Source organism: Streptomyces parvulus (genome assembly GCF_014648855.1).
GTDB classification, from domain to species: Bacteria; Actinomycetota; Actinomycetes; order Streptomycetales; family Streptomycetaceae; genus Streptomyces; species Streptomyces parvulus.
Genome location: NZ_BMRX01000018.1, coordinates 94178 through 119857, shown reverse-complemented (window position 1 = coordinate 119857; position 25680 = coordinate 94178). Strand labels below are relative to the sequence as shown.

Sequence of the window (25680 nt, the reverse complement as noted above, 5' to 3'; positions counted from 1 at the left end):
CCACGCACCGTATGAGCACGTAGGAGACACGAGAACCGTGACGGACATCGTCGACGAGCTGAAGTGGCGCGGGCTGTTCGCCCAGTCCACCGACGAGGACGCTTTGCGCAAGGCTCTCGCGGACGGTCCGGTCACGTTCTATTGCGGTTTCGACCCGACCGCGCCGTCGCTGCACGTGGGGCACCTGGTGCAGGTGCTCACCGTGCGCCGGCTCCAGCAGGCCGGCCACCGGCCGCTGGCGCTGGTCGGCGGCGCGACGGGCCAGATCGGCGACCCGCGCCCGACCGCGGAGCGCACGCTGAACTCGCCGGAGACCGTCGCGGGCTGGGTCGACCGGCTGCGCGGCCAGATCGAGCCGTTCCTGACCTTCGAGGGCGAGAACGCGGCCGTGATGGTCAACAACCTCGACTGGACCGAGGGCCTGTCGGCCATCGAGTTCCTGCGGGACATCGGCAAGCACTTCCGGGTCAACAAGATGCTGACCAAGGACTCTGTCGCCCGGCGTCTGGAGTCCTCCGAGGGCATCAGCTACACGGAGTTCAGCTACCAGCTGCTCCAGGCCATGGACTTCCTCCAGCTCTACCGGAGGTACGGCTGCACGATGCAGCAGGGCGGCAGCGACCAGTGGGGCAACCTCACGGCCGGCCTCGACCTGCTGCACCGCCTGGAGCCGGACGCCGGCGTCCACGCCTACGCGACGCCGCTGATGACCAAGGCCGACGGCACCAAGTTCGGCAAGACCGAGGGCGGCGCGGTCTGGCTGGACCCGGAGATGACCACCCCGTACGCGTTCTACCAGTTCTGGTTGAACGTGGACGACCGGGACATCTCGGGCTACATGCGGATCCTGTCCTTCAAGTCCCGCGCGGAGCTGGAGGAGCTGGAGCGGCAGACCGAGGAGCGGCCGCAGGCCCGGGCCGCGCAGCGCGCGCTGGCCGAGGAGCTGACGACGCTGGTGCACGGCGCCGACCAGACGGCCGCCGTGATCGCCGCGTCCAAGGCCCTCTTCGGCCAGGGCGACCTCGCCGCTCTCGACGCCGGGACGCTCGCCGCGGCCCTCTCCGAGGTGCCGCACGTCCGGGTCGCCGAGCCGGCCCCGGTCGTCGACCTCTTCGCCGAGGTCGGCCTGGTCGCCAGCAAGTCCGCCGCCCGCCGCACGGTGAAGGAGGGCGGTGCCTACGTGAACAACGCCAAGGTCACCGCCGAGGACGCGGTCCCCGCCGCGGAGGACCTGCTGCACGGACGCTGGCTGGTGCTGCGCCGCGGCAAGAAGAGCCTCGCCGCGGTCGAGGTCACCGGCGCCTGAGCACGGCACGGGGCGGCCCCGGCATCTCACGGTGCCGGGGCCGCCCCGTGGTGTGCGCGGCGCCCGCGGTCGGGGGGCGGAGCGCCCGCCGTCAGGCCCGGCCGCGCTTCTTGTTGCCGCGCACCGCCATGTAGGCGGCGTCACCGAGGGCGACGATGATGATCGCCGCGACCAGCTGGAAGATGTGCCGCCACCAGTCGATGCCCGAGGTCGCGTCCACCCCGGCCGCCCGGGCCACCGCGTTGCCGACGATCGCGCCCAGCATGCCGAAGATGGTGGTCAGCCACAGGGGGCTGTGCTGCTTGCCGGGGATGATCGCCTTGGCGATGAGCCCGAGCACGAATCCGACGATGATCGCCCACAACCAGCCCATGACTGCCTCCTCGTACGGCTCAACGCGAGCATTGCCGCCAGTCTTCGGCCGTACCGCGTACGGCGCATGCCGGATACGTCCGAACGGGGTACCCCGGGCGGCCCCGTCACCGCGCGTTCGGCGGGCGCCGAGTGGGTGCCCCGGTCTCGTGGGCGGCGCGGGCGCGGCGTAACGTGGTGAGTTGTCCGGGACCGGTGTCCCCGAGCGGCCACGGACGGCAGCGGGGCGGGGACGGTCCGAGCGGGCGGATGGTGGAACCGGATGCGTAAGCAGAGTGCCGGCGGCGTCGAGGTGTTCCGGATCACCGGGGCCCGGACGGGTCTCCAGGACGACGTGCGCGCGCGGCAGCGCCGGTACGTCATCTCGATGTCGGTCCGCACCGTGTCGGTGGTCCTCGCGGCCTGCCTGTGGAACGTGGAGCGGCACGTCGCGATCGTGGCCCTGGTGCTCGGCGTGGTCCTGCCCTACATCGCGGTGGTGATCGCCAACGCGGGGCGCGAGAACGCGCCATCCTTGCCCACGACGTTCGTGACGGTGCCGACGCCGCCGATGATCATGCCGCCGCGGGCGGACGACGGCGCCGGTGGCGGTGCCGCGCGTTCCGGTCCGCAGCAGGACGCGATGTCCGACCCGTCGCCGGGTGCGGCGGGCGAGTCGCGCGACAGGCCGTAACCGCGGAAGCCCCTTCCGGAGGGGGCGTGCATTCCACGCCAGGCAGAAGAAATGCTCAGATGAATCGTGTGGTTCCGGTGCCGGGCCCAGGGTGACCCGTGACATACTTCGTACGCGCTCCGCATCCCCCGTCGGAGCGACGGACCGACGCCGGGCAGCTCCCCCCGTGGCTGCTCGGCGTCGCCTTTTGTGTGGACCTGTGAGACGAACTGTGAGTGACGACACCGCCCCGGACAGCGCCCCGGAAGCCGCCCCGGTCTGCTCCGCCAAGGGCTGCCGCGCGGCCGCCGTGTGGGTGCTGGCATGGAACAACCCGAAGATCCACACGCCCGAGCGGCGCAAGACGTGGATCGCCTGCGAGGAGCACCGGGAGCACCTGTCGAGCTTCCTCGACCTGCGGGGCTTCCTCAAGGACGTGGTCCCGCTGGCCGAGTGGGAGTCCCCCGGCGCCCCGTAGGCCGAGTCCGCGCGGCCTCGCGGGTTAGCCCCCGATCGCCGACATGGGCCGGTCGGGCTGTACGAACGTCGGGTCGTCGAGACCGGCGCCGGCCTTCTTGCCCCACATGGCCAGGCGCCAGATGCGGGCGATCTCCTCGTCGGGGGCCTCGGAGCGCAGGGCGGCGCGCAGATCCGTCTCCTCGCGGGCGAAGAGGCAGGTGCGCACCTGGCCGTCGGCGGTCAGACGGGTGCGGTCGCAAGCCGAGCAGAACGGGCGGGTGACGGAGGCGATGACGCCGACGCGGTGCGGGCCGCCGTCCACGATCCAGCGCTCGGCGGGCGCGGAGCCGCGCTCTTCGGAGCCCTCGGCGGTCAGCTCGAAGCGGGTGCGCAGGGACTCCAGGATGTCACCGGCGGTGACCATGCCGTCGCGCTTCCAGCCGTGCTGGGCGTCCAGGGGCATCTGCTCGATGAACCGCAGCTCGTAGTCGTGCTCGACGGCCCAGGCCAGCAGGGCGGGGGCCTCGTCGGCGTTGAGCCCCGGCATCAGGACGCTGTTGACCTTCACCGGGGTCAGCCCGGCCTCGCGGGCGGCGGCCAGGCCTTCCAGGACGTCCTTGTGACGGTCACGGCGGGTGAGGGTCTTGAAGACGTCGGGGCGCAGGGTGTCCAGCGAGACGTTGACCCGGTCCAGGCCCGCCGCCTTCAGGGCCGTCGCCGTGCGCCTGAGGCCGATGCCGTTGGTGGTGAGGGACATCCGGGGGCGCGGGCCGAGGGCGGCGACGCGCTCGACGATGCCGACCAGGCCGGGCCGCAGCAGCGGCTCCCCGCCGGTGAAGCGGACCTCCTCGATACCGAGGTGGGTGACCGCGATGTCGATGAGGCGGACGATCTCGTCGTCCGTGAGCAGGTCGGGCTTGGCCAGCCACTGGAGGCCCTCTTCGGGCATGCAGTAGGTGCAGCGCAGGTTGCACCGGTCGGTGAGCGAGACCCTCAGGTCGGTGGCCACTCGGCCGTAGGTGTCGATGAGCACGTGGGCCCCCTCCCTCGACGCGGATCGGCGGAGCGTTGACTCCTCCTACACCTGCGAGCCTACGTGACCGGTCCGACATCCACAGGGGGCCGATCCCTACGACGTACGGCTCGGCCCCGTCGTAGGGATCTACGACGGGGCCGCGTACGGGCCGGGTCAGTGCGCTCCGGTGCCGGTCAGGGACCGGACCTCCAGTTCGGCGTACTTCGCCTTGTCGGGCTCCTCCTTGGACAGGACCGTGCCGAGCCAGCCCATCAGGAAGCCGAACGGGATGGAGATCAGGCCCGGGTTCTTCAGCGGGAACCAGGCGAAGTCGACGTCCGGAAACATCGCCTTCGGGTCGCCGGAGACCACCGGCGAGAACAGCACCAGGCCGACGGCGACGATCAGGCCGCCGTAGATCGACCAGAGGGCGCCCTGGGTGGTGAAGCGCTTCCAGAAGAGGCTGTAGAGGATGGTCGGCAGGTTGGCGGACGCGGCGACGGCGAAGGCCAGGGCGACCAGGCCGGCCACGTTCAGGTCGCGGGCGAGGGCGCCGAGCGCGATGGAGACGATGCCGATGAAGACGGTGGCCCAGCGGGCCGCCCGCATCTCCTCCTTCTCGGTGGCCTGGCCCCTGCGGATGACGTTGGCGTAGATGTCGTGCGCGAAGGACGAGGACGAGGCGAGGGTGAGGCCGGCGACCACGGCGAGGATGGTCGCGAAGGCCACCGCCGAGATCGTCGCGAGCAGGATCGCGCCCCAGGCCGAGTCGACGCCGCCGACGTGCAGGGCGAGCAGGGGTGCCGCCGTGTTGCCGGACGGGTTGGACTCGGTGATCTCCTTGGGGCCGACGAGCGCGGCGGCGCCGAAACCGAGCGCGATGGTCATCAGGTAGAAGGCGCCGATGATGCCGATCGCCCAGTTCACGGACTTACGGGCGGCCTTGGCGTTGGGCACCGTGTAGAAGCGGATCAGGATGTGCGGCAGGCCGGCCGTGCCGAGGACCAGGGCGATGCCCAGGGAGATGAAGTCCAGCTTGGTCGTCCCGTTGATGCCGTACTGGAGGCCGGGTTCGAGGAAGGCGGCGCCGTGGCCGCTCTTCTCGGCGGCGGTGCCGAGCAGGTCGGAGATGTTGAAGTCGAACTTCAGCAGCACCAGGAAGGTGATCAGGATGGTGCCGCCGATCAGCAGCACGGCCTTGACCATCTGGACCCAGGTGGTGCCCTTCATGCCGCCGATGGAGACGTACACGATCATCAGGACGCCGACCAGGGCGACGATGAGGATCTTGCCGGCGTCGGAGGTGATGCCGAGCAGCAGCGAGACCAGGACGCCGGCGCCCGCCATCTGGGCCAGCAGGTAGAAGATCGAGACGACGATCGTGGAGGTGCCGGCGGCGGTGCGCACGGGGCGCTGGCGCATGCGGTACGCGAGGACGTCACCCATGGTGTAGCGGCCGGAGTTCCGCAGCGGCTCGGCCACCAGGAGCAGGGCGACCAGCCAGGCGACCAGGAAGCCGATGGAGTACAGGAAGCCGTCGTAGCCAAAGAGGGCGATCGCGCCGGCGATACCGAGGAAGGACGCGGCGGACATGTAGTCGCCGGAGACGGCGAGGCCGTTCTGGAAGGCGCTGAACTGGCGGCCGCCCGCGTAGAAGTCGGCGGCGTCCTTGGTCTGGCGGCCCGCCCACACGGTGATGCCGAGGGTGGCGAGGACGAAGACCGCGAACAGCGTGATGATCAGCGGCCGGTGCTCGCTGGCCTCGTTGGCGGCCAGTTCGGCGGCGAGAACGGTCTGTGCGGGGCTCATGCGCCGCCCTCCATCCGGGACTTGATGGCCTCGGCCTTGGGGTCGAGCTGCGCGGCGGCGTGCCGCGAGTACCACCAGGCGATGAGGAACGTGGTGACGAACTGGGCGATGCCGAAGACGAAGGCGACGTTGATGTTGCCGAAGAGCTTCGTGCCCATGAAGCCGCCGGCGTAGTTCGACAGCAGCACGTAGAGCAGGTACCAGACGACGAACGCGATCGTCAGCGGGAACGCGAAGGAGCGGAAGGAGCGGCGCAGTTCGGCGAACTCGGCGCTCTGCTGCACTTCGGAGAACTCCTCGGCGGAGGGAAGTGCGCGTTCCTCTTTCGAGGGGGGCGGTGCGTCGGGGGCCACGGAGTCTCCTCGTACGACGGTCATAGCGGCTTGGACCTCGGTGTTCTCACAGGGAGCTGGTCGTGCTCGGGCTCCCTGTCCAACGACACGGCGCCCCGCGGGGACCGGTTCAACGCGGCGGGCACTTTCCGAAGTCGCCCTCGGTGGGTCATTGCTGGCCAGCGACTTCGGGGGATAGCTTCACCCTGCACCACTCCGTCATGTACCTGCCCGAGCACCACCCGTGTCTCGGGCCGGTTTCGTTACCGGATGATGTGGAGACCCCATGGATCATCTGCGTTCCCCGCGCTCCAGACGCGGGTTCGCGCTCGCGGTGCCGGTCGTGCTCTCGCTGACGGCGTCGCTCGGCTTCCTGCCGGCGGCCGCGTCGGCCGCCCCGGGCGCGGAGGCCGCCGCCCAGGAGGCGCGGGCCGGCCGGGCCGCGGACGGGCCGAAGCTGGCGTACGTCGTCAACACCCGCACGGACCGGCGGACGGTCGCGGCCGTGGAGCGTGCCGTCGCCGCAGCGGGCGGCACCGTGGTCGCCGCCTACGGGAAGATCGGCGTGATCGTCGCCCACTCGGCCGACCCCGGCTTCGCCGCCGCGATGCGCGAGGTCCGCGGCGTGCAGTCGGCGGGCGCGACCCGCACGGCGCCGCTGACGGCGGCCGGGACGACGGACCAGGGCGCCGCCGAGCCGCTCTCCGCCGAGCAGGCCGAGCGCACCGCGCGGGCGTCGCGGGCCGCGGGGGCGGGCGAGCCGCTGGAAGCGGACCAGTGGGACCTGCGCGCGATAGGCGCCGACCAGGCCGCGAAGATCAACCCGGGCAGCTCCCGCGTCACCGTCGCCGTGATCGACACCGGCGTCGACGACACCCACCCCGATCTCGCCCCGAACTTCTCCGCCTCGCAGTCCGCCAACTGCGTCGGCGGCACGGCGGACACCAGTGCGGGCGCCTGGCGGCCGTACACCGCCGAGGACTACCACGGCACCCACGTGGCCGGCGAGATAGCCGCCGCCCGCAACGGCGTCGGCGTCGCCGGTGTCGCACCGGGCGTGAAGGTGTCGAGCATCAAGGTGAGCGACCCGGACAACGGGCTCTTCTACCCCGAGAACGTGGTGTGCGCCTTCGTGTTCGCCGCCGACCACGGGGTGGAGATCACCAACAACAGCTACTACGTGGACCCGTGGCTGTACAACTGCATGGACGACCCCGACCAGCGGGCGATCGTCGACGCGGTCAACCGGGCCCAGCTCTACGCCCAGCGCAAGGGCACCCTGCACCTCGCCTCCGCGGGCAACTCCAACCACGACCTGGACTCCGACGCGATCGTCGACGACTCCAGCCCCGACGACTCCACGCCGGTCACCCGGACCATCGACCCGCACGAGTGCTACGACGTCCCGACCCAGCTGCCGGGTGTCGTCACCGTGAGCGCCACGGGCGTCGACGAGGAGAAGTCGTACTACTCGTCGTACGGCAAGGGCGTCGTCGACGTCGCCGCGCCGGGCGGCGACGGGCGCTACCAGGTCCCGGACACGCCGTCGAAGAACGGCCGCATCCTGTCGACGATGCCGAACGGCCAGTACGGCTTCCTGCAGGGCACGTCGATGGCGTCGCCGCACGCGGCGGGCGTCGCCGCGCTGCTGAAGTCGAAGTACCGCCACGCCTCGCCGGCCGTGCTCCAGTCGCTGCTCAAGGCCCAGGCGGACAACCCCGGCTGCCCCGGCTCCTACGACCAGGACGGCGACGGCGCGCAGGACGCCACGTGCGAGGGCGGCGCGCGCGTCAACGGCTTCTACGGCTTCGGCGTCGTCGACGCGCTCCGCGCGGTGAAGTGACCCGCCCGCGACCGGCCCCCTTTCGCCTCTTCCGCTTTCCCTTCCGTCACGCACCGGTTTCAGCAACGAACTGGAGACACCGCACATGACCGCACAGCACTCGCGTCACCGCCGCGCCCTCGCGATCCCGGCCGGCCTGGCCGTGGCCGCCTCGCTGGCGTTCCTGCCGGGCAACCCGGCCACCGCGGCGGAGGCCGCCCCCTCCCCCGCGGCGGACGCGACCTCGCTCAGCTACGTCGTCAACGTCGCCCCCGGGCACGGTCCTTCGGCGTCCGTGCGCAAGGCGATAGCCAAGGCCGGCGGCACCATCGTGACGTCGTACGACCGGATCGGCGTGGTCGTCGTCCACTCCGCGAACCCGGACTTCGCCAAGTCGGTCCGCAAGGTGCGGGGCGTGCAGTCGGCCGGTGCCACGCGCACCGCGCCGCTGCCCTCGGCCGCCACCACCGACACGGGCGCCCCGAAGGTGCTCAGCGGCAAGGAGATCGCGGCCGCCGAGGCCGCCGAGGGCCAGGACCCGCTGGAGGGCCTCCAGTGGGACCTGCCGGCCATCAAGGCGGACAAGGCGCACGAGAAGACGCTGGGCAGCCAGAAGGTGACCGTCGCCGTCATCGACACCGGCGTCGACGACACCCACCCGGACATCGCCCCGAACTTCGACCGGAACGCGTCGGTCAACTGCGTCTCGGGCAAGCCGGACACCACCGACGGCGCCTGGCGGCCGGGCGCGGCGGAGAGCCCGCACGGCACCCACGTCGCCGGTGAGATCGCCGCCGCCAAGAACGGCGTCGGCATGACCGGTGTGGCGCCCGGGGTGAAGGTCTCCGGCATCAAGGTGTCCAACCCCGACGGCTTCTTCTACACCGAGGCCGTGGTCTGCGGCTTCGTGTGGGCGGCGGAGCACGGCGTCGACGTGACCAACAACAGCTATTACACCGACCCCTGGTACTTCAACTGCAAGAACGACCCGGACCAGAAGGCGCTCGTCGAGGCCGTCTCGCGGGCGTCCCGGTACGCGGAGAAGAAGGGCGCGGTCAACGTCGCCGCGGCCGGCAACGAGAACTACGACCTCTCCTCGGACCAGATCACCGACCCCTCCTCGCCGAACGACACGACGCCCGGGGACCGGACCGTCGACCCGTCGGAGTGCCTGGACATCCCGACCCAGCTGCCGGGCGTCGTGACGGTCGCGTCGACCGGTGCGAAGGGCCTCAAGTCGTCGTTCTCCAACCACGGTCTGGGCGTCATCGACATCGCCGCGCCCGGCGGTGACTCGACGGCGTACCAGACGCCGGCGCCGCCCGCCACCAGCGGACTGATCCTCGGCACGCTGCCGGGCGGCAAGTGGGGCTACATGGCCGGTACGTCGATGGCGTCGCCGCACGTCGCGGGCGTCGCCGCGCTGATCAAGTCGACGCACCCGTACGCACCGCCGGCCCTCGTCAAGGCGCTGCTGTACGCGCAGGCCGACGCCACGCCGTGCACCAAGCCGTACGACATCGACGGCGACGGCAAGGTCGACGCGGTGTGCGAGGGCTCGAAGAACCGCAACGGCTTCTACGGGTGGGGCATGGCCGACGCGCTGGACGCGGTGCGCTGGTAGCGGGTACCCACCGGGGAACTTGCCCGGTTCCGGGGACTTGGTGAAGATCCTGGGGTGACCCCGACCCGACCCAAGTCCCGGACCACCGGTACCGGACGGCACGCGACGCCCTCCGGTACCGGCCGGACCGCGGCCGTGCTCGCGCTGGTGGCGCTGGCCGCGCTCATACCGGTGCTCGGCCCCTCCCCCGCCCTGCGCGGCACGGGAGAGGCCGAGGCACCGGGCACCGGCGGCATCGCGCTGCTGCGCGCGGTGCTCTTCGCCGCGCTGAGCGTGCCGCTCGGCGAGCTGTTCGTGAACCGGCTGGCCCACTCGCTCCCCGGCGCGCCCCCGGAGCGGCCCCGCAGCTGGTCGCCGCAGGCGGCCGGGGCCGGGTTCGCCGCCGCCCTGGGGCTGGCGTCGGTCGTGGCGACGGGCAACCTGGTGCCGGACGGCGCCGCCGACATCGACGTGGGCGGTCTCTACGCCTCCAGGGACGGCAAGCTCGCGCTGCTGGAGGTCAACGCATTCCTCGCGGCGGGTCTGTGCGCCCTCTCGCGCCGCCCCGGCAGCCAGGTCTGGCCGCTGGCCGCGGTGGTCGTCGCGGAGGCGCTGCGCGCCCACCCCACGACCGAGTACAGCCCGCTGCTGGGCTCGGCCCTCACGCTGGCCCATCTGACGTGCGCCTCGCTGTGGGCGGGCGGTCTGCTCTACGCCCTGCGGACGCTGCGGCGGTGGCGGGGCGCCGAGGCCGGTCCGGCGCTGCTGGGGCTCTACGCGCGCGTGGCGGCGGTTCTGCTGGCCGCCCTCACCGCGACCGGGGTGTGCAGTTCGCTGCGCCGGATGGAGCCGGGCACGATCGCGGACCAGCTGACGGACACCGCGTACGGGCGGGTGCTGCTCGCCAAGGTGGTCCTGGTGGCCGCCGTCGCCGCGCTCGCCCTGTGGGCCAGGATCCGGCTGAGCCGCGCGGCCGACCCGCTGACCGCCTGTCCGCCCGCGCGCGCGGAGGTCGTGGCTCTGGGCGCGGTCGTCGCGGTCTCGGGGCTCCTGACGGCCCTTCCGGTACCGATCCGCTGGTGAGCAACCCTCCCCCACCGTCCGGAACTTGACGGAGGAACCGTTTCGGCGGCGTCGTCCGCGGCACCTCCGGCACCGGAGTGTCGGTCCCGGCCCGTATCCTCAGTGACCATGCTCGAAGACCGTACGACCGCGGCGCCGTCCGCGACTGCCTGGCCGGCCGCGTATCCCCGGGGATACGCGGTCGTCGACGTGGAGACCACCGGCCTGGCCCGCGACGACCGCATCATCTCCGCGGCGGTGTACCGGCTGGACGCGCGCGGCGAGGTCGAGGACCACTGGTACACGCTGGTCAATCCGCAGCGCGACCCGGGCCCGGTGTGGATACACGGTCTGACGAGTGCCGTGCTCCGGGACGCGCCGCTCTTCCCGGACGTCGCCGAGGAGTTCGCGGCCCGGCTCGACGGGCGGGTCCTCGTCGCGCACAACGCCGTCTTCGACTGGCAGATGATCGCCCGGGAGTACGCCCGGGCGAGCCGGGAGGCGCCGGTGCGCCAACGGCTGTGCACCATCGCGCTCTCGAAGGAGCTGCGCCTGCCGCTGCCCAACCACAAGCTGGAGTCGCTGGCCGCGCACTACGGCGTGGTACAGCAGCGGGCGCACCACGCGCTGGACGACGCGCGGGTGCTGGCGGAGGCCTTCCGGCCCAGTCTGGCCGCGGCGGCGGCCGGGGGCGTGCGGCTGCCGCTGCACGAGTGCCGGCCGCTGACCGAGTGGTCGGACCGGCCCGCGCCCCGGATCGGGCAGCAGGCCGGGCACGGCTCCTACCGGCCGGGCACCTGGCGCCCCTCCCGCAAGCGGCCCGCCTGCCCCTATCCCAACCCCGGCCGGTACGAACCGGGCAAACGACTCAAGCAGGGCATGCGGGTCGCCTTCTCGGGTGACACCTCCGTGGAGCGGGACCTGCTGGAGGACCGGGCCGCGGAGGCGGGGCTGCACGTCGCCACCAGCCTCTCCCGGCTGACCAGCCTGCTGGTCACCAACGACCCGGACTCGGGCACCTCCAAGGTGGTCAAGGCCCGCCAGTACGGCACCCCGGTGGTGGACGAGGCGGCGTTCGGGCAGCTGCTGGCGGACGTGGAGGCGGCGGACGCGGCTTTGTGACGGTGGCCGGGACCGGCCGTACGGACGGGTGATTCCCGGCGACTCGCCCGGCGGCCGCTCGCCCGTCTCGCGGTCACGGCCCACCCTGTGGCCCATGGCGACATGCGAAGTCTGCGGCAACAACTACGGAATGTCCTTCGAGGTCCACGCCCAGGGAGCGGTGCACGTCTTCGACTGCTTCTCCTGCGCGATCCACCGGATGGCCCCCATCTGCGAGCACTGCCGGGTCCAGATCATCGGCCAGGGCGTCGAGGTGGAGGGCCACTGGTACTGCGGCGCCCACTGCGCCCGCGCGGAGGGGAGGGCGGGGATCGTCGACAAGGTCTGAGCCCCCGGCCGGCACAAGCCCCACCCGCCGTACGGTGCCCCACGACCGAGTTGTACCGTCGTGGGGTGTACCGGTTCCTGTTGTCCCGCCAGTGGGTGATCCTCACCCTCGTGGCGCTCGCGCTCATCCCGACGATGATCGAGCTGGGCTTCTGGCAGCTGCACCGCCACGAGCACAGGGTCGCGTTGAACAAGGTGATCGCGGACTCCCTGGCGGCCCGGCCGGTACCGGCCGAGTCCATGACCTCCCCCGGGGCCGAGGTCGACGACGACGACCTCTACCGCCGGGTGACGGCGAAGGGGCACTTCGACACCGCCGACGAAGTCGTCGTCCGCCGCCGCACCAACGCGGACGACCGCGTCGGCTACCACGTCCTCACCCCGTTCGTGCTGGACGACGGCAAGGTGCTGATGGTCAACCGGGGCTGGATCCCCTCGAACGGCGCCAGCCAGACCGCCTTCCCGAAGATCCCGGCGCCCCCGGCGGGCGAGACCACCGTCACCGGTCGGCTGATGCCCGACCAGACCACCGAGGACAGCGGCATCAAGAACGTCGCGGGCCTGCCCGACCGCCAGGTCATGCTCATCAACAGCGAGCAGCAGGCGGAGCGCCTCGGCAGGCAGGTCCTCGGCGGCTACGTCGAGATGACCGAGCCGGAGCCCGCCAGCGACACCCCCGAACTGATCGCGGAGCCCGACCACGACAGCATCGGCAACCACATGGCGTACGCCGTCCAGTGGTGGCTGTTCTCCGCCGGTGTGCCGATCGGCTGGTTCGTGCTGGCGCGCCGCGAGGTGAGGGACCGCGCCGCCGAGGACGGCGGGGGCGAGGACGAGTCCGAGGAGTCGGCGCAGCCCGCGGCGGTGTAGCGCGGGGGCGGCAGAATGCTCCGCCCCCGGTCGGGAAGACGAGATTTCGTGCACACCGACATCGAGGACTACGCGCTCATCGGCGATCAGCAGACCGCCGCCCTGGTCTCCACGGACGGTTCCGTGGACTGGCTCTGCCTCCCCCGCTTCGACTCCGCGGCCTGCTTCGCCAAGCTGCTCGGCGACGAGGACAACGGCCACTGGCGCATCGCGCCCAAGGGCGCCGAGCGCTGCACCCGCCGCGCCTATCGGCCGGACACCCTCGTCCTCGACACCGAGTGGGAGACCGAGGACGGCGCGGTCCGGGTCACCGACCTGATGCCCCAGCGGGACCGCGCCCCCGACCTGGTGCGCGTCGTGGAGGGCCTGAGCGGCGAGGTCACCATGCACAGCGTGCTCCGGCTGCGCTTCGACTACGGCTCGGTCGTCCCGTGGGTACGCAGGTCCGACGGGCACCGGGTGGCGGTCGCCGGGCCGGACTCGGCGTGGCTGCGCAGCGAGCCCGAGGTGCGCAGCTGGGGCGAGGACTACGGCACCCACTCGGAGTTCACGGTCGCCGCGGGCGAGAAGGTCGCGTTCGTCCTGACCTGGCACCCCTCGCACGAGCAGCGGCCGCCGCTGATCGACCCGTTCGTGGCCCTGGAGCACAGCGTCGAGGACTGGCGGACCTGGGCCGCGCGGTGCCGGTACGACGGCCCGCACCGGGACGCCGTCGTCCGCTCGCTGATCACGCTGAAGGCGCTCACCTACCAGCCCACCGGCGGCATCGTGGCCGCCCCCACCACTTCGCTGCCCGAGGAACCGGGCGGCGTGCGCAACTGGGACTACCGCTTCTGCTGGCTGCGCGACTCCACGCTCACCCTGGGCGCCCTGCTGTCCGCCGGATATCTGGAGGAGGCCGAGGCGTGGCGCGACTGGCTGCTGCGCGCGGTCGCGGGCAGCCCGGACGACCTCCAGATCATGTACGGGCTCGCGGGCGAGCGGCGGCTGCCCGAGTTCGAGCTGCCGTGGCTGTCCGGGTTCGCGGACGCCACCCCCGTGCGCATCGGCAACGACGCGGTGAACCAGCTCCAGTTGGACGTCTACGGCGAGGTCATGGACTCGCTGTCGCTGGCCCGGGAGGCGGGCATGCGTCCGCAGCCACAGATGTGGGAGCTGCAGTGCGCGCTGATGGACTTCCTGGCCGGCGCCTGGCGCGAGCCCGACGAGGGGCTGTGGGAAGTGCGCGGCGGGCGCCGGCAGTTCGTGCACTCGAAGGTGATGACGTGGGTGGCCCTGGACCGCGCGGTGCGCACCCTGGAGGCCCATCCCGAGCTGGGCGGCGGCGACCTGGAGGGCTGGCGGGCGCTGCGCGAGGAGGTGCACCGCGAGGTCTGCGAGAAGGGGTACGACCCGGAGCGCAGGACCTTCACCCAGTCCTACGGTTCGCGGGAACTGGACGCCTCGGTGCTGCTGATACCGCGCGTCGGCTTCCTGCCCCCGGACGACCCCCGGGTCGTCGGCACGGTCGAGGCCGTCGGCGCGGAGCTGACCCGGGACGGCCTGGTGCGCCGCTACAGCACCGAGGGCGAGGCGGTCGACGGCCTGCCCGGCAGTGAGGGCACGTTCCTGGTGTGCTCGTTCTGGTACGCGGACGCGTTGCACGCGATCGGCCGGACCAAGGAGGCCCGGGAGCTGTTCGAGCGGCTGGTGGGCCTGACCAACGACGTCGGTCTGCTGGCGGAGGAGTACGACCCGGTGGCCGGCGGCCAGCTGGGCAACTTCCCGCAGGCGTTCAGTCACGTCGGTCTGGTCAACACCGCCCTCGCCCTGTTCGGGGAGGAGGGGGCAGGATAGGGCCATGGATCTTGGACTGAAGGACCGGGTGTACGTCGTCACGGGAGCCACCCGCGGCCTGGGCAACGCGGCCGCGCGCGAACTGGTCGCCGACGGGGCGAAAGTGGTCGTCACCGGGCGGGACGAGGGGAGCGTCGGGCAGGCCGCGGCCGAGCTGGGCCCGGACGTGGTGGGCGTGGCCGTGGACAACGCCGACCCGCAGGCGGCCGAACGTCTGATCGCCACCGCGCGGGAGCGCTTCGGCCGCTTCGACGGTGTGCTGATCAGTGTGGGCGGGCCGCCGCCCGGGTTCGTCGCCGACAACACGGACGACCAGTGGCAGGCGGCTTTCGAGTCGGTGTTCCTCGGTGCGGTGCGGCTGGCCCGGGGCGCGGCGGGCGAGCTGGAGGAGGGCGGGGTGATCGGGTTTGTGCTGTCGGGCTCGGTGTACGAGCCGATCCCCGGCCTGACCATCTCCAACGGCCTGCGGCCGGGGCTGGCCGGCTTCGCCAAGTCCCTCGCCGACGAGTTGGGGCCGCGCGGCGTCCGCGTCGTCGGCCTGCTGCCGGGCCGCGTCGACACCGACCGGGTGCGCGAGCTGGACGGCCTGTCGGCCGACCCGGAGGCGACACGGGCGGCCGCCGAGTCCCGCATCCCGCTGCGCCGTTACGGCACCCCGGAGGAGTTCGGCCGCACCGCGGCGTTCCTGCTGTCCCCGGCGGCGTCGTACCTCACCGGTGTGATGCTGCCGGTGGACGGCGGGGTGCGGCACGGGTTCTAGCGCGGCGCCTCCGGCGTGACGCCGGGTGCGCCGGTCAGCTGACGCGTTCGGCGTGGTGTTTGACGCCGCGGAGCTGGACCTCCGCCGGGAGGGACGCGAGGCCCGCCGAGGCGCGGGCGTGGGTCAGGGCGCCGCCGGTGAGGTCCCGCAGGGCGGTGCCGGGGTCCACGTGGGGGGCGAGGAGCAGCCGGACGCGGGTCCTCGGGGCGTCGCGGCGTCCGGTGAGCCGGACCCTGGCCCGCTCGACCCCGTCCACCCGGTCGGCCTCCCCGGCCAGCGCTCCCTCCAGCGCCCGGCCGCGCAGCGTGGCGGCCTCGCCGTCGCCGGTGTCGACGAGGACCTCGGTGAGCCGGCGGCGGCGCAGGACCGCGACCAGCCACCACAGGGCGAGCAGCAGCAGGACGGCGAGGGCGGCGATGACGACCGGCCACCACCAGCCGGCGTCCCGCCACCGGGTCCGCTCGGCGGTGGTCAGCAGTACGTCGTGCGGCCCCTGGTGGACCCACCAGGAGGGCGCGGGGGCGTCGAAACCGACGGCGAGCACTGCGCCGCCGACGGCGACCAGGACGAGACCCGCGAGTCCGGTCAGTACACGGTTGACGGTTCGCAGCACCGCCCTCACCCCTTCCGGCCGGGGCGTGCCACCCGCAGCGACACGGAGGGCGGCCGGGCCAGGCCCAGCCCGCGCACCGCGTCGTCGAGGGCGCCGTCCAGATCGGCCCGTACGTCGTCCAGTTCCCGGAAGTGCGACAGCGCGCGCACGCGTGCCCTGCGGCGGCGCAGCCGCACCCGGGCCGACTGCACCCCGGGGACCTCCATGGCCCGGTCGCGCAGCACGGTGGCGGCGGCGTCGCGGTGCAGCCCGGCGCGCACGTCCGGGTGGGTGCGCCGCATCGGCAGCGTCCGGCGCAGGCCCGGAGTGAGGGCCAGCAGCAGCAGCCAGAGCCCGAGGGCGGCGGCGACTCCCGCGCCGACCAGCACCCAGGTGTCGTCGAGGGGGCGTTCGGCGAGCTGCCGGGCCAGGTCGCGGCGCCAGCCGAGGGCGTCGCGGCCGGTGCGGACGGCGACGACGTCGTAGAGGAAGGCCCCGGCCAGGAGCAGGAGCAGGAGGGCGACGATGCCCGCGGGCACGCGGCGCGCGGACCAGAAGCGGCCGGCCCTTCCGCTCGGGGGTGCCTCCTCGGTGTCCTTCTCCAGGTCGGGCGGGTCCGGCCGGCCGGGGTCCCGTTCCACGACCGGCAGGCGCCGGGTGCTGCCCTCGGCGGCCTCGGAGCCCAGGGGCTCGCTCATCGCGTCCTCCCCCGCTTCTCGCCGTACTCCCGCGCCAGGTGCAGCCGCTCCACCTGGACGGCGACCTCCGGCACCGCCATGCCCACCAATGTCCTGACCCGCTGCACGACTTGGTGGCGCACCTGACCGCAGCGGGCGCCGATGTCGCAGGGGTAGTCGAGTTCGACGTGCACCCGGACGTGGGCGGTGTCGTGGTGGACGGCGACCGTCGCGTGCGGGCGGGCGGCGTCCGGATGGAGTGCGCCGACCGCCTCGCGGGCCGCCTGCGCGGCGACCTTGGCGACCACCCGGTCGGCGATCCGCGTGGCGCCGCGCTCGGCCGGCGCGACCACCGCGAGGGGTTCCAGGACCTCACCGGCCCCACCGCTCACGCCGGTCACCGCCGCCGGTCGTCGCGGGGGCGGAAGAAGTCGCCGAGGTCCATGTCGCCCTCCAGGAACCGGCCGACGACGAACCCGACCGCCCCCAGGGCGGCGACCAGCACGAAGGCGCCGAAGCCGCCGAAGTACCCGGCGAATCCCAGCGCCATGCCGGCGATCAGGCCGACCACGGCCATGCTCATGGTGCGCTCCCCTCGTTCACCGCTGCCTCATCCTCCACGTCACTTGATCCGGGGCTCCGGTTCCTCGTCCTCCTCGTCGGGCAGCTTCACGTCGCTGACCGCGATGTTGACCTCGACGACCTCCAGACCGGTCATCCGCTCGACCGCGTTCACCACGTTCTCCCGCACGTCCTGGGCCACGTCGGAGATCGACACGCCGTATTCGACGACGATCTCCAGATCCAGCGCGGTCTGCTTCTCCCCGACCTCGGCCTTCACGCCCCGCGTCACGCCGGAGCGGTCGCCGCCGGGCACGCGGTCGCGTACGGCGCCGAAGGTGCGGGACACCCCGCTGCCCATGGCGTGCACACCGGCGACGTCACGTGCCGCCATTCCGGTGATCTTCTCCACGACGCCGTCGGCGATGGTGGTGCGTCCGCGGGCGCCGGGCTCTCCTCCGCCACGCCGTTTGCCCGTACCGGGGGCGCCGATGGTGTCCTGCCCTGCCCGCTGGGTCTCCATGTCGGTCATGGCCGTACGTCCCTTCCGGTCGTGGTCCCCTTGACCACGGTAGTTCCGGTTGGGTCGCGGCGCGCCACGGATACGGCAGGGTGGAGGAATGACGACGGCGGACCGGTGGACGCGCACGATGCGCGAGCGGTTGGGGCTCGGCAGGCTGCTGCCGCTGGGCGGGGCCCGGGACGGGGCGTGGATCGCGGAGCGGGCGGCGCGGGAGGTGCTGCTGGACGCCGCCGGAGGGGTCGCGGGAGTCCGTCCGGGCGATCTGCGCATCGGGCTCGCGGACCCCGAGGAGACGCGGGAGCCGGCCGTACCGCCGCCCCCGGGGGCCCTGCCGCCCGGGCCGCTGCGGGTGACGGCCGACTTCACCGCCGTGGTGGGCGGGGTCGCGCCGGGCGCGGAACCGCTGCCCGCGACGGCCGGGCGCCTGCGCGCGGTACTGACGCGGGCGGCGACCGAGCGGCTCGGGCTCGCGGTGACGGACGTGGACCTGCGGGCGACGGGCCTCGGGGACGCCGGCCCGGACACGGACGCGGACCCCGGGCAGGAGCGGGAGGCCGGGCGGGAGACCCGCGAGGCCGGGCCCAGGGACCAGGCGGAGCCGGGGCGCCCGGACGCGGTGGACCGGGACGGGGACGAGGGGCGCGTCGCCACCGCCGCGCTCGGGGTGGCCGGCGTCGCCCGGCTGGCCGGCGTACTGGGCCGTCCGGTGCATCTGACGGAGTCGCCGGCCAAGGGGGCGCTGCCGCGCCGCCACGTCCGGGTGGAGCTGGCGGTGGCGGCGGACCACCGGACGGTGGAGGTGGCCCGGCGCGTCCGTGCGGTGGTGTCCGAGGCCCTGCCGGACCGCCCGTCGGTGGCGGTGGTGGTGACGGCGGTGTCCCGGCCCACCTGACCGGGCCCAGGGCCTGCCGCCCTTCCCACCGCCCCCGGCCCGGCGGGCCCGGCTACTCCCCGAGGCCCGCCAGGTCGCGCAGGCGGCGGGCCTGGGCGGCGCGTTCGGCGACTCGCTGGGCCTCGGCGTCGCGGTTCTGGGCGCCCTGGAGCAGCACCTTGGTCTCGACGACCGCGTCGCGGGGGGCGGCCAGGACCGCGGAGACCAGGTCGTGCACGGCGCCGTCGAGCTGGTCGGCGGGAACGGCCAGGTTGGCCAGGCCGCTGTTCACCGCCTCGTCGGCCAGGACGAAGCGCCCGGTCGCGCAGATCTCCAGCGCGCGGGCGTAGCCGACCAGGGACACCAGGGGGTGCGTGCCGGTCAGGTCGGGCACCAGGCCCAGGCTGGTCTCGCGCATGGCGAACTGCACGTCGTCGGCGACGACGCGCAGGTCACAGGCGAGGGCCAGCTGGAAGCCCGCCCCGATGGCATGCCCCTGCACGGCCGCGACGGACACGATGTCGCCGCGCCGCCACCAGGTGAACGCCTCCTGGTACTCGGCGATGGCCGCGTCCAGCTCGGCGTCGCCGCCGCGCGCGAGGTCGATGAACGACGGCTCGCCGTCGAAGCCCTCGGGCGTGAAGGCCTGCCGGTCGAGACCGGCCGAGAAGGACTTGCCCTCGGCCTTCAGCACCACGGCGCGGACGGAACCGGGCAGCAGCCGGCCGGCCTCGGCGAGCGCCCGCCACAGAGCGGGGCTCTGCGCGTTGCGCTTGGCGGGGTTGGTCAGCGTCACCGTGGCGATCGCGTCGTCGACGGTGAGCCGCACGCCGTCCCGGTCGAGTGCGGGACCGGTGTCGTGGGCGGGCGAAGCCATGGGGCGCCTCCGAAAGGTGCGGTCGTCGTCCCCGCCGTACGCCGGCCCGGAAGCCGTGTGACGGCAGAGCTAAGTGACTGCACAGTAACCACCCGGACGGCCGGACGACCGACCGGGTGACCACCTTCACTTTCGGAGTCGGGAGGCCGCCGGGGTGTCAGGCCGAAGTGGCCTTCTTGCCCCGGGTAGCCCCGCCACGCCCTCGGAGCGTGACGCCCGACTCGCTGAGCATGCGGTGCACAAAGCCATACGAGCGGCCGGTTTCCTCGGCCAACGCCCGGATGCTCGCACCGGCGTCGTACTTCTTCTTCAGGTCTGCCGCGAGCTTGTCGCGCGCGGCGCCGGTAACCCGGCTGCCCTTCTTCAGAGTCTCGGCCACCCGTGCCTCCTCAAGGAAGTGCGCTCTGGTCTCCTCATGATCACCCCTCCCGCGCCTCCTGGCCACCCATTCGGCAAGGTCGATGAGTCAAGGATGTGACGACAGGAGCGTGTCCCCACATGTGGAATGCGGAATTCCAAAGATTCCCGCCCGTTCCGCCGAACGGGTTTCCGCGCGTAATTCCAGGTCAGAAAGGCGTCGCGGCCGGACCCCCGGCACTGGGGGGTCCGGCCGCGAAATGGATGTAGGACGCACCTCTTGATGAGGAGATCTCACACAGATGGTGGATCACGGCTCGGCCGAATGATCCATACTCAGTGGATCATCCATTCGATCACGCCAGGGCGACGAGATCCGCGTAGTCCGCGCCCCACAGGTCCTCGACGCCGTCCGGCAGCAGGATGATCCGCTCCGGCTGGAGGGCGTCGACGGCGCCCTCGTCGTGGGTGACGAGGACGACGGCGCCCTTGTAGGTGCGCAGCGCGCCGAGGATCTCCTCGCGGCTGGCCGGGTCGAGGTTGTTGGTGGGCTCGTCGAGGAGCAGCACGTTCGCCGAGGACACCACGAGGGTGGCCAGCGCCAGGCGGGTCTTCTCGCCGCCGGACAGGACGCCGGCCGGCTTGTCGACGTCGTCGCCGGAGAACAGGAACGAGCCCAGCGTCTTGCGCACCTCGACGAGGTCGAGGTCGGGGTTGGCCGAGCGCATGTTCTCCAGGACGGTGCGCTCGGGGTCGAGGGTCTCGTGCTCCTGGGCGTAGTACCCGAGCTTGAGGCCGTGGCCCTCGACGACCTGGCCGGTGTCGGGCTTCTCGACGCCGCCGAGGAGCCTGAGCAGGGTGGTCTTGCCGGCGCCGTTGAGCCCGAGGATGACGACCCGGGAGCCCTTGTCGATGGCCAGGTCGACGTCGGTGAAGATCTCCAGCGAGCCGTACGACTTGGAGAGGCCCTCGGCGGTGAGCGGGGTCTTGCCGCAGGGCGCCGGCTCGGGGAAGCGGAGCTTGGCGACCTTGTCGGACTTGCGCTCGGACTCCAGCCCGGCCAGCAGCTTGTCCGCCCGGCGGGCCATGTTCTGCGCGGCGACGGTCTTGGTGGCCTTGGCGCGCATCTTGTCGGCCTGCGAATGCAGCGCGGAGGCCTTCTTCTCCGCGTTCTGCCGCTCGCGCTTGCGGCGCTTCTCGTCGGCCTCGCGCTGCTGCTGGTAGAGCTTCCAGCCCATGTTGTAGACGTCGATCTGGGAGCGGTTGGCGTCCAGGTAGAACACCTTGTTGACGACCGTCTCGACCAGGTCGACGTCGTGGGAGATCACGATGAAGCCGCCGCGGTAGGTCTTCAGGTAGTCGCGCAGCCAGACGATCGAGTCGGCGTCGAGGTGGTTGGTCGGCTCGTCGAGCAGCAGGGTGTCGGCGTCCGAGAACAGGATCCGGGCCAGCTCGATCCGGCGGCGCTGACCGCCGGAGAGGGTGTGCAGGGGCTGGCCGAGCACCCGGTCGGGCAGGTTGAGCGCGGCGGCGATGGTGGCGGCCTCGGCCTCGGCGGCGTACCCGCCCTTGGTGAGGAACTCCGTCTCCTGGCGCTCGTACTGCCGCAGCGCCTTCTCGCGGGTGGCGCCCTGGCCGTTGGCGATGCGCTGCTCGTTCTCCCGCATCTTGCGGATCAGTACGTCCAGGCCGCGGGCGGAGAGGACGCGGTCGCGGGCGAGCACGTCGAGGTCGCCGGTGCGGGGGTCCTGCGGGAGGTAGCCGACCTCGCCGGAGCGGGTGACGGTGCCGCCGGCGGGCTGGCCCTCGCCGGCCAGCACCTTGGTGAGGGTGGTCTTGCCGGCGCCGTTGCGGCCGACCAGGCCGATGCGGTCGCCCTTGGCGATGCGGAAGGTGGCGCTTTCGATGAGGACGCGGGCACCGGCGCGCAGCTCGATGCCGGAGGCGGAGATCACGGTCAGACTCCTGGGGCGGGTGGGGGCGGGATGGGCGGCTGAGGACGTTTCCCGCCGTCTAATGCGCGAGGAGAATGGCCATGGGGGCCATTCTAACGGGGCGGTGCAACCCCTTTTCCCCGCCTCACGAGGGGCTGATCGGCATGGCGGGCACCGACGGCGCGGGCCCGGGCGTCTTCCCGGCGCCGCGGTGCGCGGCCGCGAAGGCGGCGGTCCGGCAGCTCACCGAGGCCTTCGGCTCCAAGGGCAAGGGCAGCCGCTTCGACGCGGCGATGGAGAGCTCCGGCACGACCGGGGTGTACGTCGTCGTGGCGGACGTCGACGCCCACCACCGGCGGGCCGTGGAGCCGGTCAGCTCCCCCCGGTGTGGACCTGGAAGGCGGCCCGGCGCACCGCCTTGGCCAGGGCGGGGTCGGGATGGGCCGCGGCGAGGGCCACCAGGACCTGCACGGTGCGGGGGTGGCCGACCGCGCGGACCTCCTCCAGCAGCGCGGGGACGGTGAACTGGACCGCCGCCTCCAGGTGCCGGACGAGCAGCGGTGCCTCCCCGTGGTCGGCGACGGCGGCCGCGGTGTCCACCCAGAGCCAGGTGGCCTCCCGGCGGGTGAGGGCCTCGTGGGCGTCCTCGGGGTCGGCGCCGTCGTGCTCGGCCAGCCACAGCAGGGCGTAGGGCCTGAGCGTCGGCTCGTCGACGACGCCCCGGACGTCGGGTTCGGCGGGGGCGCCGACCACCCGCAGCGCGTCGAAGGCGAGGCCCCGCAGCAGGGCGTCCTCGCCGCGCGCGGCACCGAGCAGTTCGGCGACGGCGCTGCCGACGGGGCGGGCGGCGAGCCAGGCGCGGTACTCGGCGCGGGCGGCGTTGGGGCGCAGCTGGGCGCAGCCGCGGAGCATGTCCTCGGCCGGCTGCTCGATGTTGCCGGCGGGGCTCTGGGCGGCCACGCAGATCTGCTCCAGCTTGACCCAGACCGCCCAGTTGCCGAGCGGGGTCAGCGTGGCCTGTCCGTCGCCGCAGGTGAGGGCGCCGACGGAGGCGAGGGCGTGCAGGGCCCAGTCGAGCAGCGGCGCGAGCGGGGTGTCGGCGGTGGGGTCCGGGGCCGGTTCGGTGCCGGGCTCCAGGCGGGGGCCGTAGGGCACCTCGCAGCGTTCGGTGCGCAGCTCGGTGACGCGCTGCTCCAGCAGGTCCAGGAGCTGGTCCACGGGGACCGGTCCGGCGGACAGCTGGAGGAAGGAGAGCACCTGGGGCATCGCGGAGACGACCTCGGCGACGGCGGCGGGCTCCTGGCCGGCGGGCTCGGGGTGGGCGAGCGACCAGGCGTCGAAGAGCGCGACCCAGCCGCGCAGCACCGCGCTGTCGTCGCGGTTCCAGGCCCGCAGCCGCCAGCCGGGGCGGGCGGAGTCGCCGTGCACCTCGATCAGCCCGGCGAGGCGGGCGGTGTCCCAGTCGGCGCGGATCGTCGCGGCGGTCAGGCCCAGTTCGCGGGCCGCCTGGTCGGCGGTGGCGTCCGAGAGGGTGGCCTTGCCGTCGGCGGTCGCGCTGCCGCGGCCGGGGCCGAGGGCGGAGTCGGCCCAGCGGGCGACGCGGGCCGCGCCGGCCAGACCGGAACGCGCCATGCGGGCCAGCTCCGAGCGGGCCGGTGTGCCCTCCGGCGGACGCGGCGCGGGGCGGCGCGGACGCCGCTGGTTGATCGCTTGGGGGGCGGCGGCCAGGGGTCGTGGGCGGACGAGTCGAAGCCTGGAGTCGCGCGGGATACGGGACGTCACGGGTGCAGTCTTCCGGTTGACGGTCCGAAAACCCAAACGGAATGCCCCGACGGCCGCCGCGGAGGGCGGAGTCGGGGGTCCGGCGGGCAGTCCGGGGGGCGGAACGAGCCAGTGGTACGGCGCTAAACGGAACCGGAGGCTCATGCCCTGCGCCGGTGCCGCGGCGGGTCAGACCAGGGGGGTCATGAAGCGGCGCAGCGTCTCTTCGTAGTCCGCGGGGTCGGCGTTCCACATGGCTCCGTGCGGGGCGTCCCGGACGGTGTGCAGGGAGACCAGGCGCGGGTGGGTTTCGGCCAGCCGCCGGGAGAGCCGCCAGGGGGCCACGGTGTCGCCGGGGCCGTGGAAGATCAGCGTGGGGACGGCGGGGCGGTGCAGGCCCGCGGTGCCGGTGTCCTGGTCGGCGTGGAGTCCGGCGCGGCCCTGGGCGGCGCGCACGGCGAGCGGCAGGAGGGGGCCCGGGGTGCGGCGGGCGGCGGCGAGGGCGCGCAGGGTGGTCTCCCAGCTGAGGACCGGGGAGTCCAGGACCAGCCCCGCGATGCGCCCGCGGACGCCGGAGAGCGCCGCGGTGCGCAGGGCCATGGTGGCGCCGGTGGACCAGCCGAGCAGCACGACCTGGCGGGCGCCGTGGTCGAGGGCGTAGCGGACGGCCGCGTCCAGGTCGCGCCACTCGGTCTCGCCGAAGTGGTGCAGGCCGTCGGGCGAGGGCGGCGCACCCACGTCGCCGCGGTAGGCGAGGGCGAGCACCGGGACGCTGCGCTCGTGCAGGGGGGCCAGCAGGTTCAGCACGTGCTCGCGGGTGGCGGCCAGTCCGTGCGCGGCGATGATCCAGGTCGGGCGGGCGCCGGGCACGAACCAGCCCGGGAGCGGGCCGAGTTCGCCGGGGATCTCGACGTCGGTGTGCTCGATGCCGAGGGCGGTGCCGGGGTTGCCGACGTAGAGGTTGGGCGTGAACCAGGCCCGGTCGCCGGCTTCCAGCGTGCCGTGCGTGACGCGTTCGAGGCGGCGTACGACGGTGTCGGCGCCGTGCTCCGCGCTGCCCAGGACCGGACCGACGACCGCGTGCGAGCCGTCGCCCGCCAGCCCGTACCGGCCGGGGCGCAGCGCGGCCAGGTCCCGGGTGAGGGTGATCCGGCCGGCCGCGGTGCCGTGCACGGTGAGCCGGGGCTCGGTGGGCAGCGGCCGGCCGGGGGGCGCCTTGAGCGCGGCGTCGCTGGCGAGCCGGCCGGCCGCGACGCTCGCTGCGCCGGCCGCCAGGGCAGCGGTGAGGGCGGCGGCCGTTGCTGTGACAGTGCGCATGGGGCCAGTCTCCTGGTGGAGTCCTCGGGCGGCCAGTGGACGGTGGGCGGGGGGTGACGGCGCTCCGTCGACAGCGTCCTCCGCGCGTCCGCCCGGGCCGGGAGCCATGGGTGCGGTCCCGCTGCCGGTACCCCGGAACGGGGCGGGTACGCGCCGGGTCAGTCCGGCTGCCCGTACCCGCGCAGCCGCTCCGCCGCCTCCGCGAGCTGCCCGGAGGTCAGCAGGGACGGCGTGCGGCCCGGGACCGAGGAGGCGGTGAGCCAGAGCCGGCACATCCACTCCAGCTGGGCGGTGCGGTCGTAGGCCTGGTCCAGGGAGGTGCCGTAGGTGACCGTGCCGTGGTTGCGCAGCAGGCAGCCGGTGCGGCCGGCGAGGGCGTCGAGCATGCCGCGGGCCAGCTCCTCGGTGCCGTAGGCGGCGTACGGGGCGACCCGGACGGGGCCGCCGAGCGCTGCGGTCATGTAGTGGACCGGCGGCAGTTCGGGCACCAGCAGCGAGACGGCCGTCGCGTGCACGGCGTGGGTGTGGACGACGGCCCGGGCGGTGTCGTCCGCGCGGTACACGGCGAGGTGCAGGGGCAGTTCGCTGGTGGGGACCAGGGTCCCGAGGACCTGCCGCCCGTCGAGGCCGACGCCGGTCACGTCACCCGGGGCCAGACGGTCGTACGGCACACCCGACGGGGTGACGAGGACCGTGTCGCCGACGCGGACCGAGACGTTGCCGGAGGTGCCGACCACCAGCCCGTCCGCCACCGTGCGCCGGGCCGCCGCGACGAGTTCGGCCCAGGCCCGCTCCTCGTCCGGGCCGGCCCCTCCGACCCGCGAATACGTCACAGTCACCGCCTCCTCACGGGCGCTCGGGCG

Annotated in this window: 27 protein-coding genes and 1 pseudogene; 13 read left to right on the top strand and 15 right to left on the bottom strand. The window is 73.4% G+C overall.

Annotation, left to right across the window (positions count from 1 at the left end; all coding sequences use genetic code 11):
• The first annotated feature begins 37 nt into the window (after positions 1-37).
• Complete coding sequence (tyrS, locus tag IE108_RS30280; protein ID WP_064727188.1) at positions 38-1306, top strand: tyrosine--tRNA ligase; 1269 nt, start codon at positions 38-40, stop codon at positions 1304-1306.
• 91 nt (positions 1307-1397) lie between these two features.
• Here the strand turns inward: tyrS and IE108_RS30275 are convergent, their stop codons facing one another.
• The gene (locus IE108_RS30275) at positions 1398-1679 is read right to left on the bottom strand and encodes a GlsB/YeaQ/YmgE family stress response membrane protein (RefSeq protein ID WP_064727189.1); all 282 of its coding nucleotides are present in this window, start codon (positions 1677-1679) and stop codon (positions 1398-1400) included.
• Positions 1680-1940: 261 nt separating this feature from the next.
• On the opposite strand from IE108_RS30275, the gene IE108_RS30270 reads away from it, so the two are divergent.
• Both IE108_RS30270 and IE108_RS30265 read left to right on the top strand, forming a co-directional pair.
• A complete protein-coding gene (locus IE108_RS30270; protein ID WP_064727190.1) occupies positions 1941-2351 on the top strand; it encodes a DUF3099 domain-containing protein in 411 nt (136 codons plus the stop codon).
• Between the two features lie 211 nt (positions 2352-2562).
• Complete coding sequence (locus IE108_RS30265; RefSeq protein WP_064727191.1) at positions 2563-2808, top strand: hypothetical protein; 246 nt, start codon at positions 2563-2565, stop codon at positions 2806-2808.
• A 24-nt stretch (positions 2809-2832) separates the two neighbouring features.
• Here IE108_RS30265 and moaA read toward each other — a convergent pair whose 3' ends face one another.
• The 3 genes from moaA to IE108_RS30250 all read right to left on the bottom strand — a co-directional run bounded on the left by moaA (position 2833) and on the right by IE108_RS30250 (position 5966).
• Positions 2833-3822 carry a GTP 3',8-cyclase MoaA gene (gene moaA / locus IE108_RS30260; protein ID WP_064727192.1) on the bottom strand — a complete coding sequence of 330 codons (990 nt, stop codon included), beginning with the start codon at positions 3820-3822 and terminating at the stop codon, positions 2833-2835.
• Positions 3823-3978: 156 nt separating this feature from the next.
• Positions 3979-5613: a monocarboxylic acid transporter gene (locus tag IE108_RS30255; protein WP_064727193.1), complete on the bottom strand. Its 1635-nt coding sequence runs from the start codon at positions 5611-5613 to the stop codon at positions 3979-3981.
• Positions 5610-5966, bottom strand: a complete 357-nt coding sequence (locus IE108_RS30250; RefSeq protein ID WP_064727194.1) for a DUF485 domain-containing protein — start codon at positions 5964-5966, stop codon at positions 5610-5612. The genes IE108_RS30255 and IE108_RS30250 overlap by 4 nt, the downstream gene beginning before the upstream one ends.
• Before the next feature lie 265 nt (positions 5967-6231).
• Here IE108_RS30250 and IE108_RS30245 point away from each other — a divergent pair, with 265 nt between their 5' ends.
• From IE108_RS30245 to IE108_RS30210, 8 genes are all read left to right on the top strand, one after another.
• Complete coding sequence (locus IE108_RS30245) at positions 6232-7788, top strand: S8 family peptidase (protein WP_064727195.1); 1557 nt, start codon at positions 6232-6234, stop codon at positions 7786-7788.
• Positions 7789-7873: 85 nt separating this feature from the next.
• Positions 7874-9391: a S8 family peptidase gene (locus IE108_RS30240; RefSeq protein ID WP_064727196.1), complete on the top strand. Its 1518-nt coding sequence runs from the start codon at positions 7874-7876 to the stop codon at positions 9389-9391.
• A 54-nt stretch (positions 9392-9445) separates the two neighbouring features.
• The gene (locus IE108_RS30235) at positions 9446-10453 is read left to right on the top strand and encodes a CopD family protein (RefSeq protein ID WP_064727197.1); all 1008 of its coding nucleotides are present in this window, start codon (positions 9446-9448) and stop codon (positions 10451-10453) included.
• A gap of 108 nt (positions 10454-10561) precedes the next feature.
• Positions 10562-11554 (top strand): DEDDh family exonuclease, encoded by a 993-nt coding sequence (locus IE108_RS30230; protein ID WP_064731693.1) that lies wholly within the window; start codon positions 10562-10564, stop codon positions 11552-11554.
• A 94-nt stretch (positions 11555-11648) separates the two neighbouring features.
• Positions 11649-11882, top strand: a complete 234-nt coding sequence (locus IE108_RS30225) for a metallothionein (RefSeq protein ID WP_079163808.1) — start codon at positions 11649-11651, stop codon at positions 11880-11882.
• 65 nt (positions 11883-11947) lie between these two features.
• Entirely contained in the window at positions 11948-12751 is an 804-nt protein-coding gene (locus IE108_RS30220) for an SURF1 family cytochrome oxidase biogenesis protein (protein WP_064727199.1), read from the top strand.
• A 48-nt stretch (positions 12752-12799) separates the two neighbouring features.
• Positions 12800-14587 (top strand): glycoside hydrolase family 15 protein, encoded by a 1788-nt coding sequence (locus IE108_RS30215; protein WP_064727200.1) that lies wholly within the window; start codon positions 12800-12802, stop codon positions 14585-14587.
• A gap of 4 nt (positions 14588-14591) precedes the next feature.
• The gene (locus IE108_RS30210) at positions 14592-15347 is read left to right on the top strand and encodes an SDR family oxidoreductase (protein ID WP_064727201.1); all 756 of its coding nucleotides are present in this window, start codon (positions 14592-14594) and stop codon (positions 15345-15347) included.
• Positions 15348-15381: 34 nt separating this feature from the next.
• Here the strand turns inward: IE108_RS30210 and amaP are convergent, their stop codons facing one another.
• The 5 genes from amaP to IE108_RS30185 are packed head-to-tail and all read right to left on the bottom strand — an operon-like array spanning position 15382 to position 17709.
• Positions 15382-15969 carry an alkaline shock response membrane anchor protein AmaP gene (amaP, locus tag IE108_RS30205; RefSeq protein WP_064727202.1) on the bottom strand — a complete coding sequence of 196 codons (588 nt, stop codon included), beginning with the start codon at positions 15967-15969 and terminating at the stop codon, positions 15382-15384.
• Positions 15966-16637: a DUF6286 domain-containing protein gene (locus IE108_RS30200; RefSeq protein WP_064727203.1), complete on the bottom strand. Its 672-nt coding sequence runs from the start codon at positions 16635-16637 to the stop codon at positions 15966-15968. The genes amaP and IE108_RS30200 overlap by 4 nt, the downstream gene beginning before the upstream one ends.
• The gene (locus tag IE108_RS30195; protein WP_064727204.1) at positions 16634-17017 is read right to left on the bottom strand and encodes an Asp23/Gls24 family envelope stress response protein; all 384 of its coding nucleotides are present in this window, start codon (positions 17015-17017) and stop codon (positions 16634-16636) included. Before IE108_RS30195 ends, IE108_RS30200 begins: the two co-directional genes overlap by 4 nt.
• Positions 17014-17199 carry a hypothetical protein gene (locus tag IE108_RS30190; RefSeq protein WP_064727205.1) on the bottom strand — a complete coding sequence of 62 codons (186 nt, stop codon included), beginning with the start codon at positions 17197-17199 and terminating at the stop codon, positions 17014-17016. Before IE108_RS30190 ends, IE108_RS30195 begins: the two co-directional genes overlap by 4 nt.
• A gap of 39 nt (positions 17200-17238) precedes the next feature.
• Positions 17239-17709, bottom strand: coding sequence for an Asp23/Gls24 family envelope stress response protein (locus IE108_RS30185; RefSeq protein ID WP_064727206.1), 471 nt, complete (start codon positions 17707-17709; stop codon positions 17239-17241).
• Between the two features lie 88 nt (positions 17710-17797).
• Here IE108_RS30185 and IE108_RS30180 point away from each other — a divergent pair, with 88 nt between their 5' ends.
• Positions 17798-18592, top strand: a complete 795-nt coding sequence (locus IE108_RS30180; RefSeq protein WP_064727207.1) for a hypothetical protein — start codon at positions 17798-17800, stop codon at positions 18590-18592.
• A gap of 52 nt (positions 18593-18644) precedes the next feature.
• Here the strand turns inward: IE108_RS30180 and IE108_RS30175 are convergent, their stop codons facing one another.
• From IE108_RS30175 to IE108_RS30165, 3 genes are all read right to left on the bottom strand, one after another.
• Positions 18645-19448, bottom strand: coding sequence for an enoyl-CoA hydratase/isomerase family protein (locus IE108_RS30175; RefSeq protein WP_064727208.1), 804 nt, complete (start codon positions 19446-19448; stop codon positions 18645-18647).
• Between the two features lie 157 nt (positions 19449-19605).
• A complete protein-coding gene (locus tag IE108_RS30170; protein ID WP_003976983.1) occupies positions 19606-19827 on the bottom strand; it encodes a helix-turn-helix domain-containing protein in 222 nt (73 codons plus the stop codon).
• A gap of 334 nt (positions 19828-20161) precedes the next feature.
• Positions 20162-21760, bottom strand: coding sequence for an ABC-F family ATP-binding cassette domain-containing protein (locus tag IE108_RS30165; RefSeq protein ID WP_064727209.1), 1599 nt, complete (start codon positions 21758-21760; stop codon positions 20162-20164).
• 143 nt (positions 21761-21903) lie between these two features.
• Between IE108_RS30165 and IE108_RS34955 the strand changes: the two are divergent.
• A pseudogene (locus IE108_RS34955) lies at positions 21904-22107 on the top strand (VOC family protein); the annotation flags it as partial.
• A gap of 4 nt (positions 22108-22111) precedes the next feature.
• On the opposite strand, the gene IE108_RS30155 reads toward IE108_RS34955, so the two are convergent.
• The 3 genes from IE108_RS30155 to IE108_RS30145 all read right to left on the bottom strand — a co-directional run bounded on the left by IE108_RS30155 (position 22112) and on the right by IE108_RS30145 (position 25650).
• Positions 22112-23521 (bottom strand): hypothetical protein, encoded by a 1410-nt coding sequence (locus tag IE108_RS30155; protein WP_189397794.1) that lies wholly within the window; start codon positions 23519-23521, stop codon positions 22112-22114.
• 168 nt (positions 23522-23689) lie between these two features.
• On the bottom strand, positions 23690-24817 hold the full coding sequence (locus tag IE108_RS30150) for an alpha/beta hydrolase (RefSeq protein WP_064727211.1): 1128 nt from the start codon (positions 24815-24817) through the stop codon (positions 23690-23692).
• Between the two features lie 158 nt (positions 24818-24975).
• The gene (locus IE108_RS30145) at positions 24976-25650 is read right to left on the bottom strand and encodes a class II aldolase/adducin family protein (RefSeq protein WP_107420106.1); all 675 of its coding nucleotides are present in this window, start codon (positions 25648-25650) and stop codon (positions 24976-24978) included.
• Positions 25651-25680: the final 30 nt, after the last annotated feature.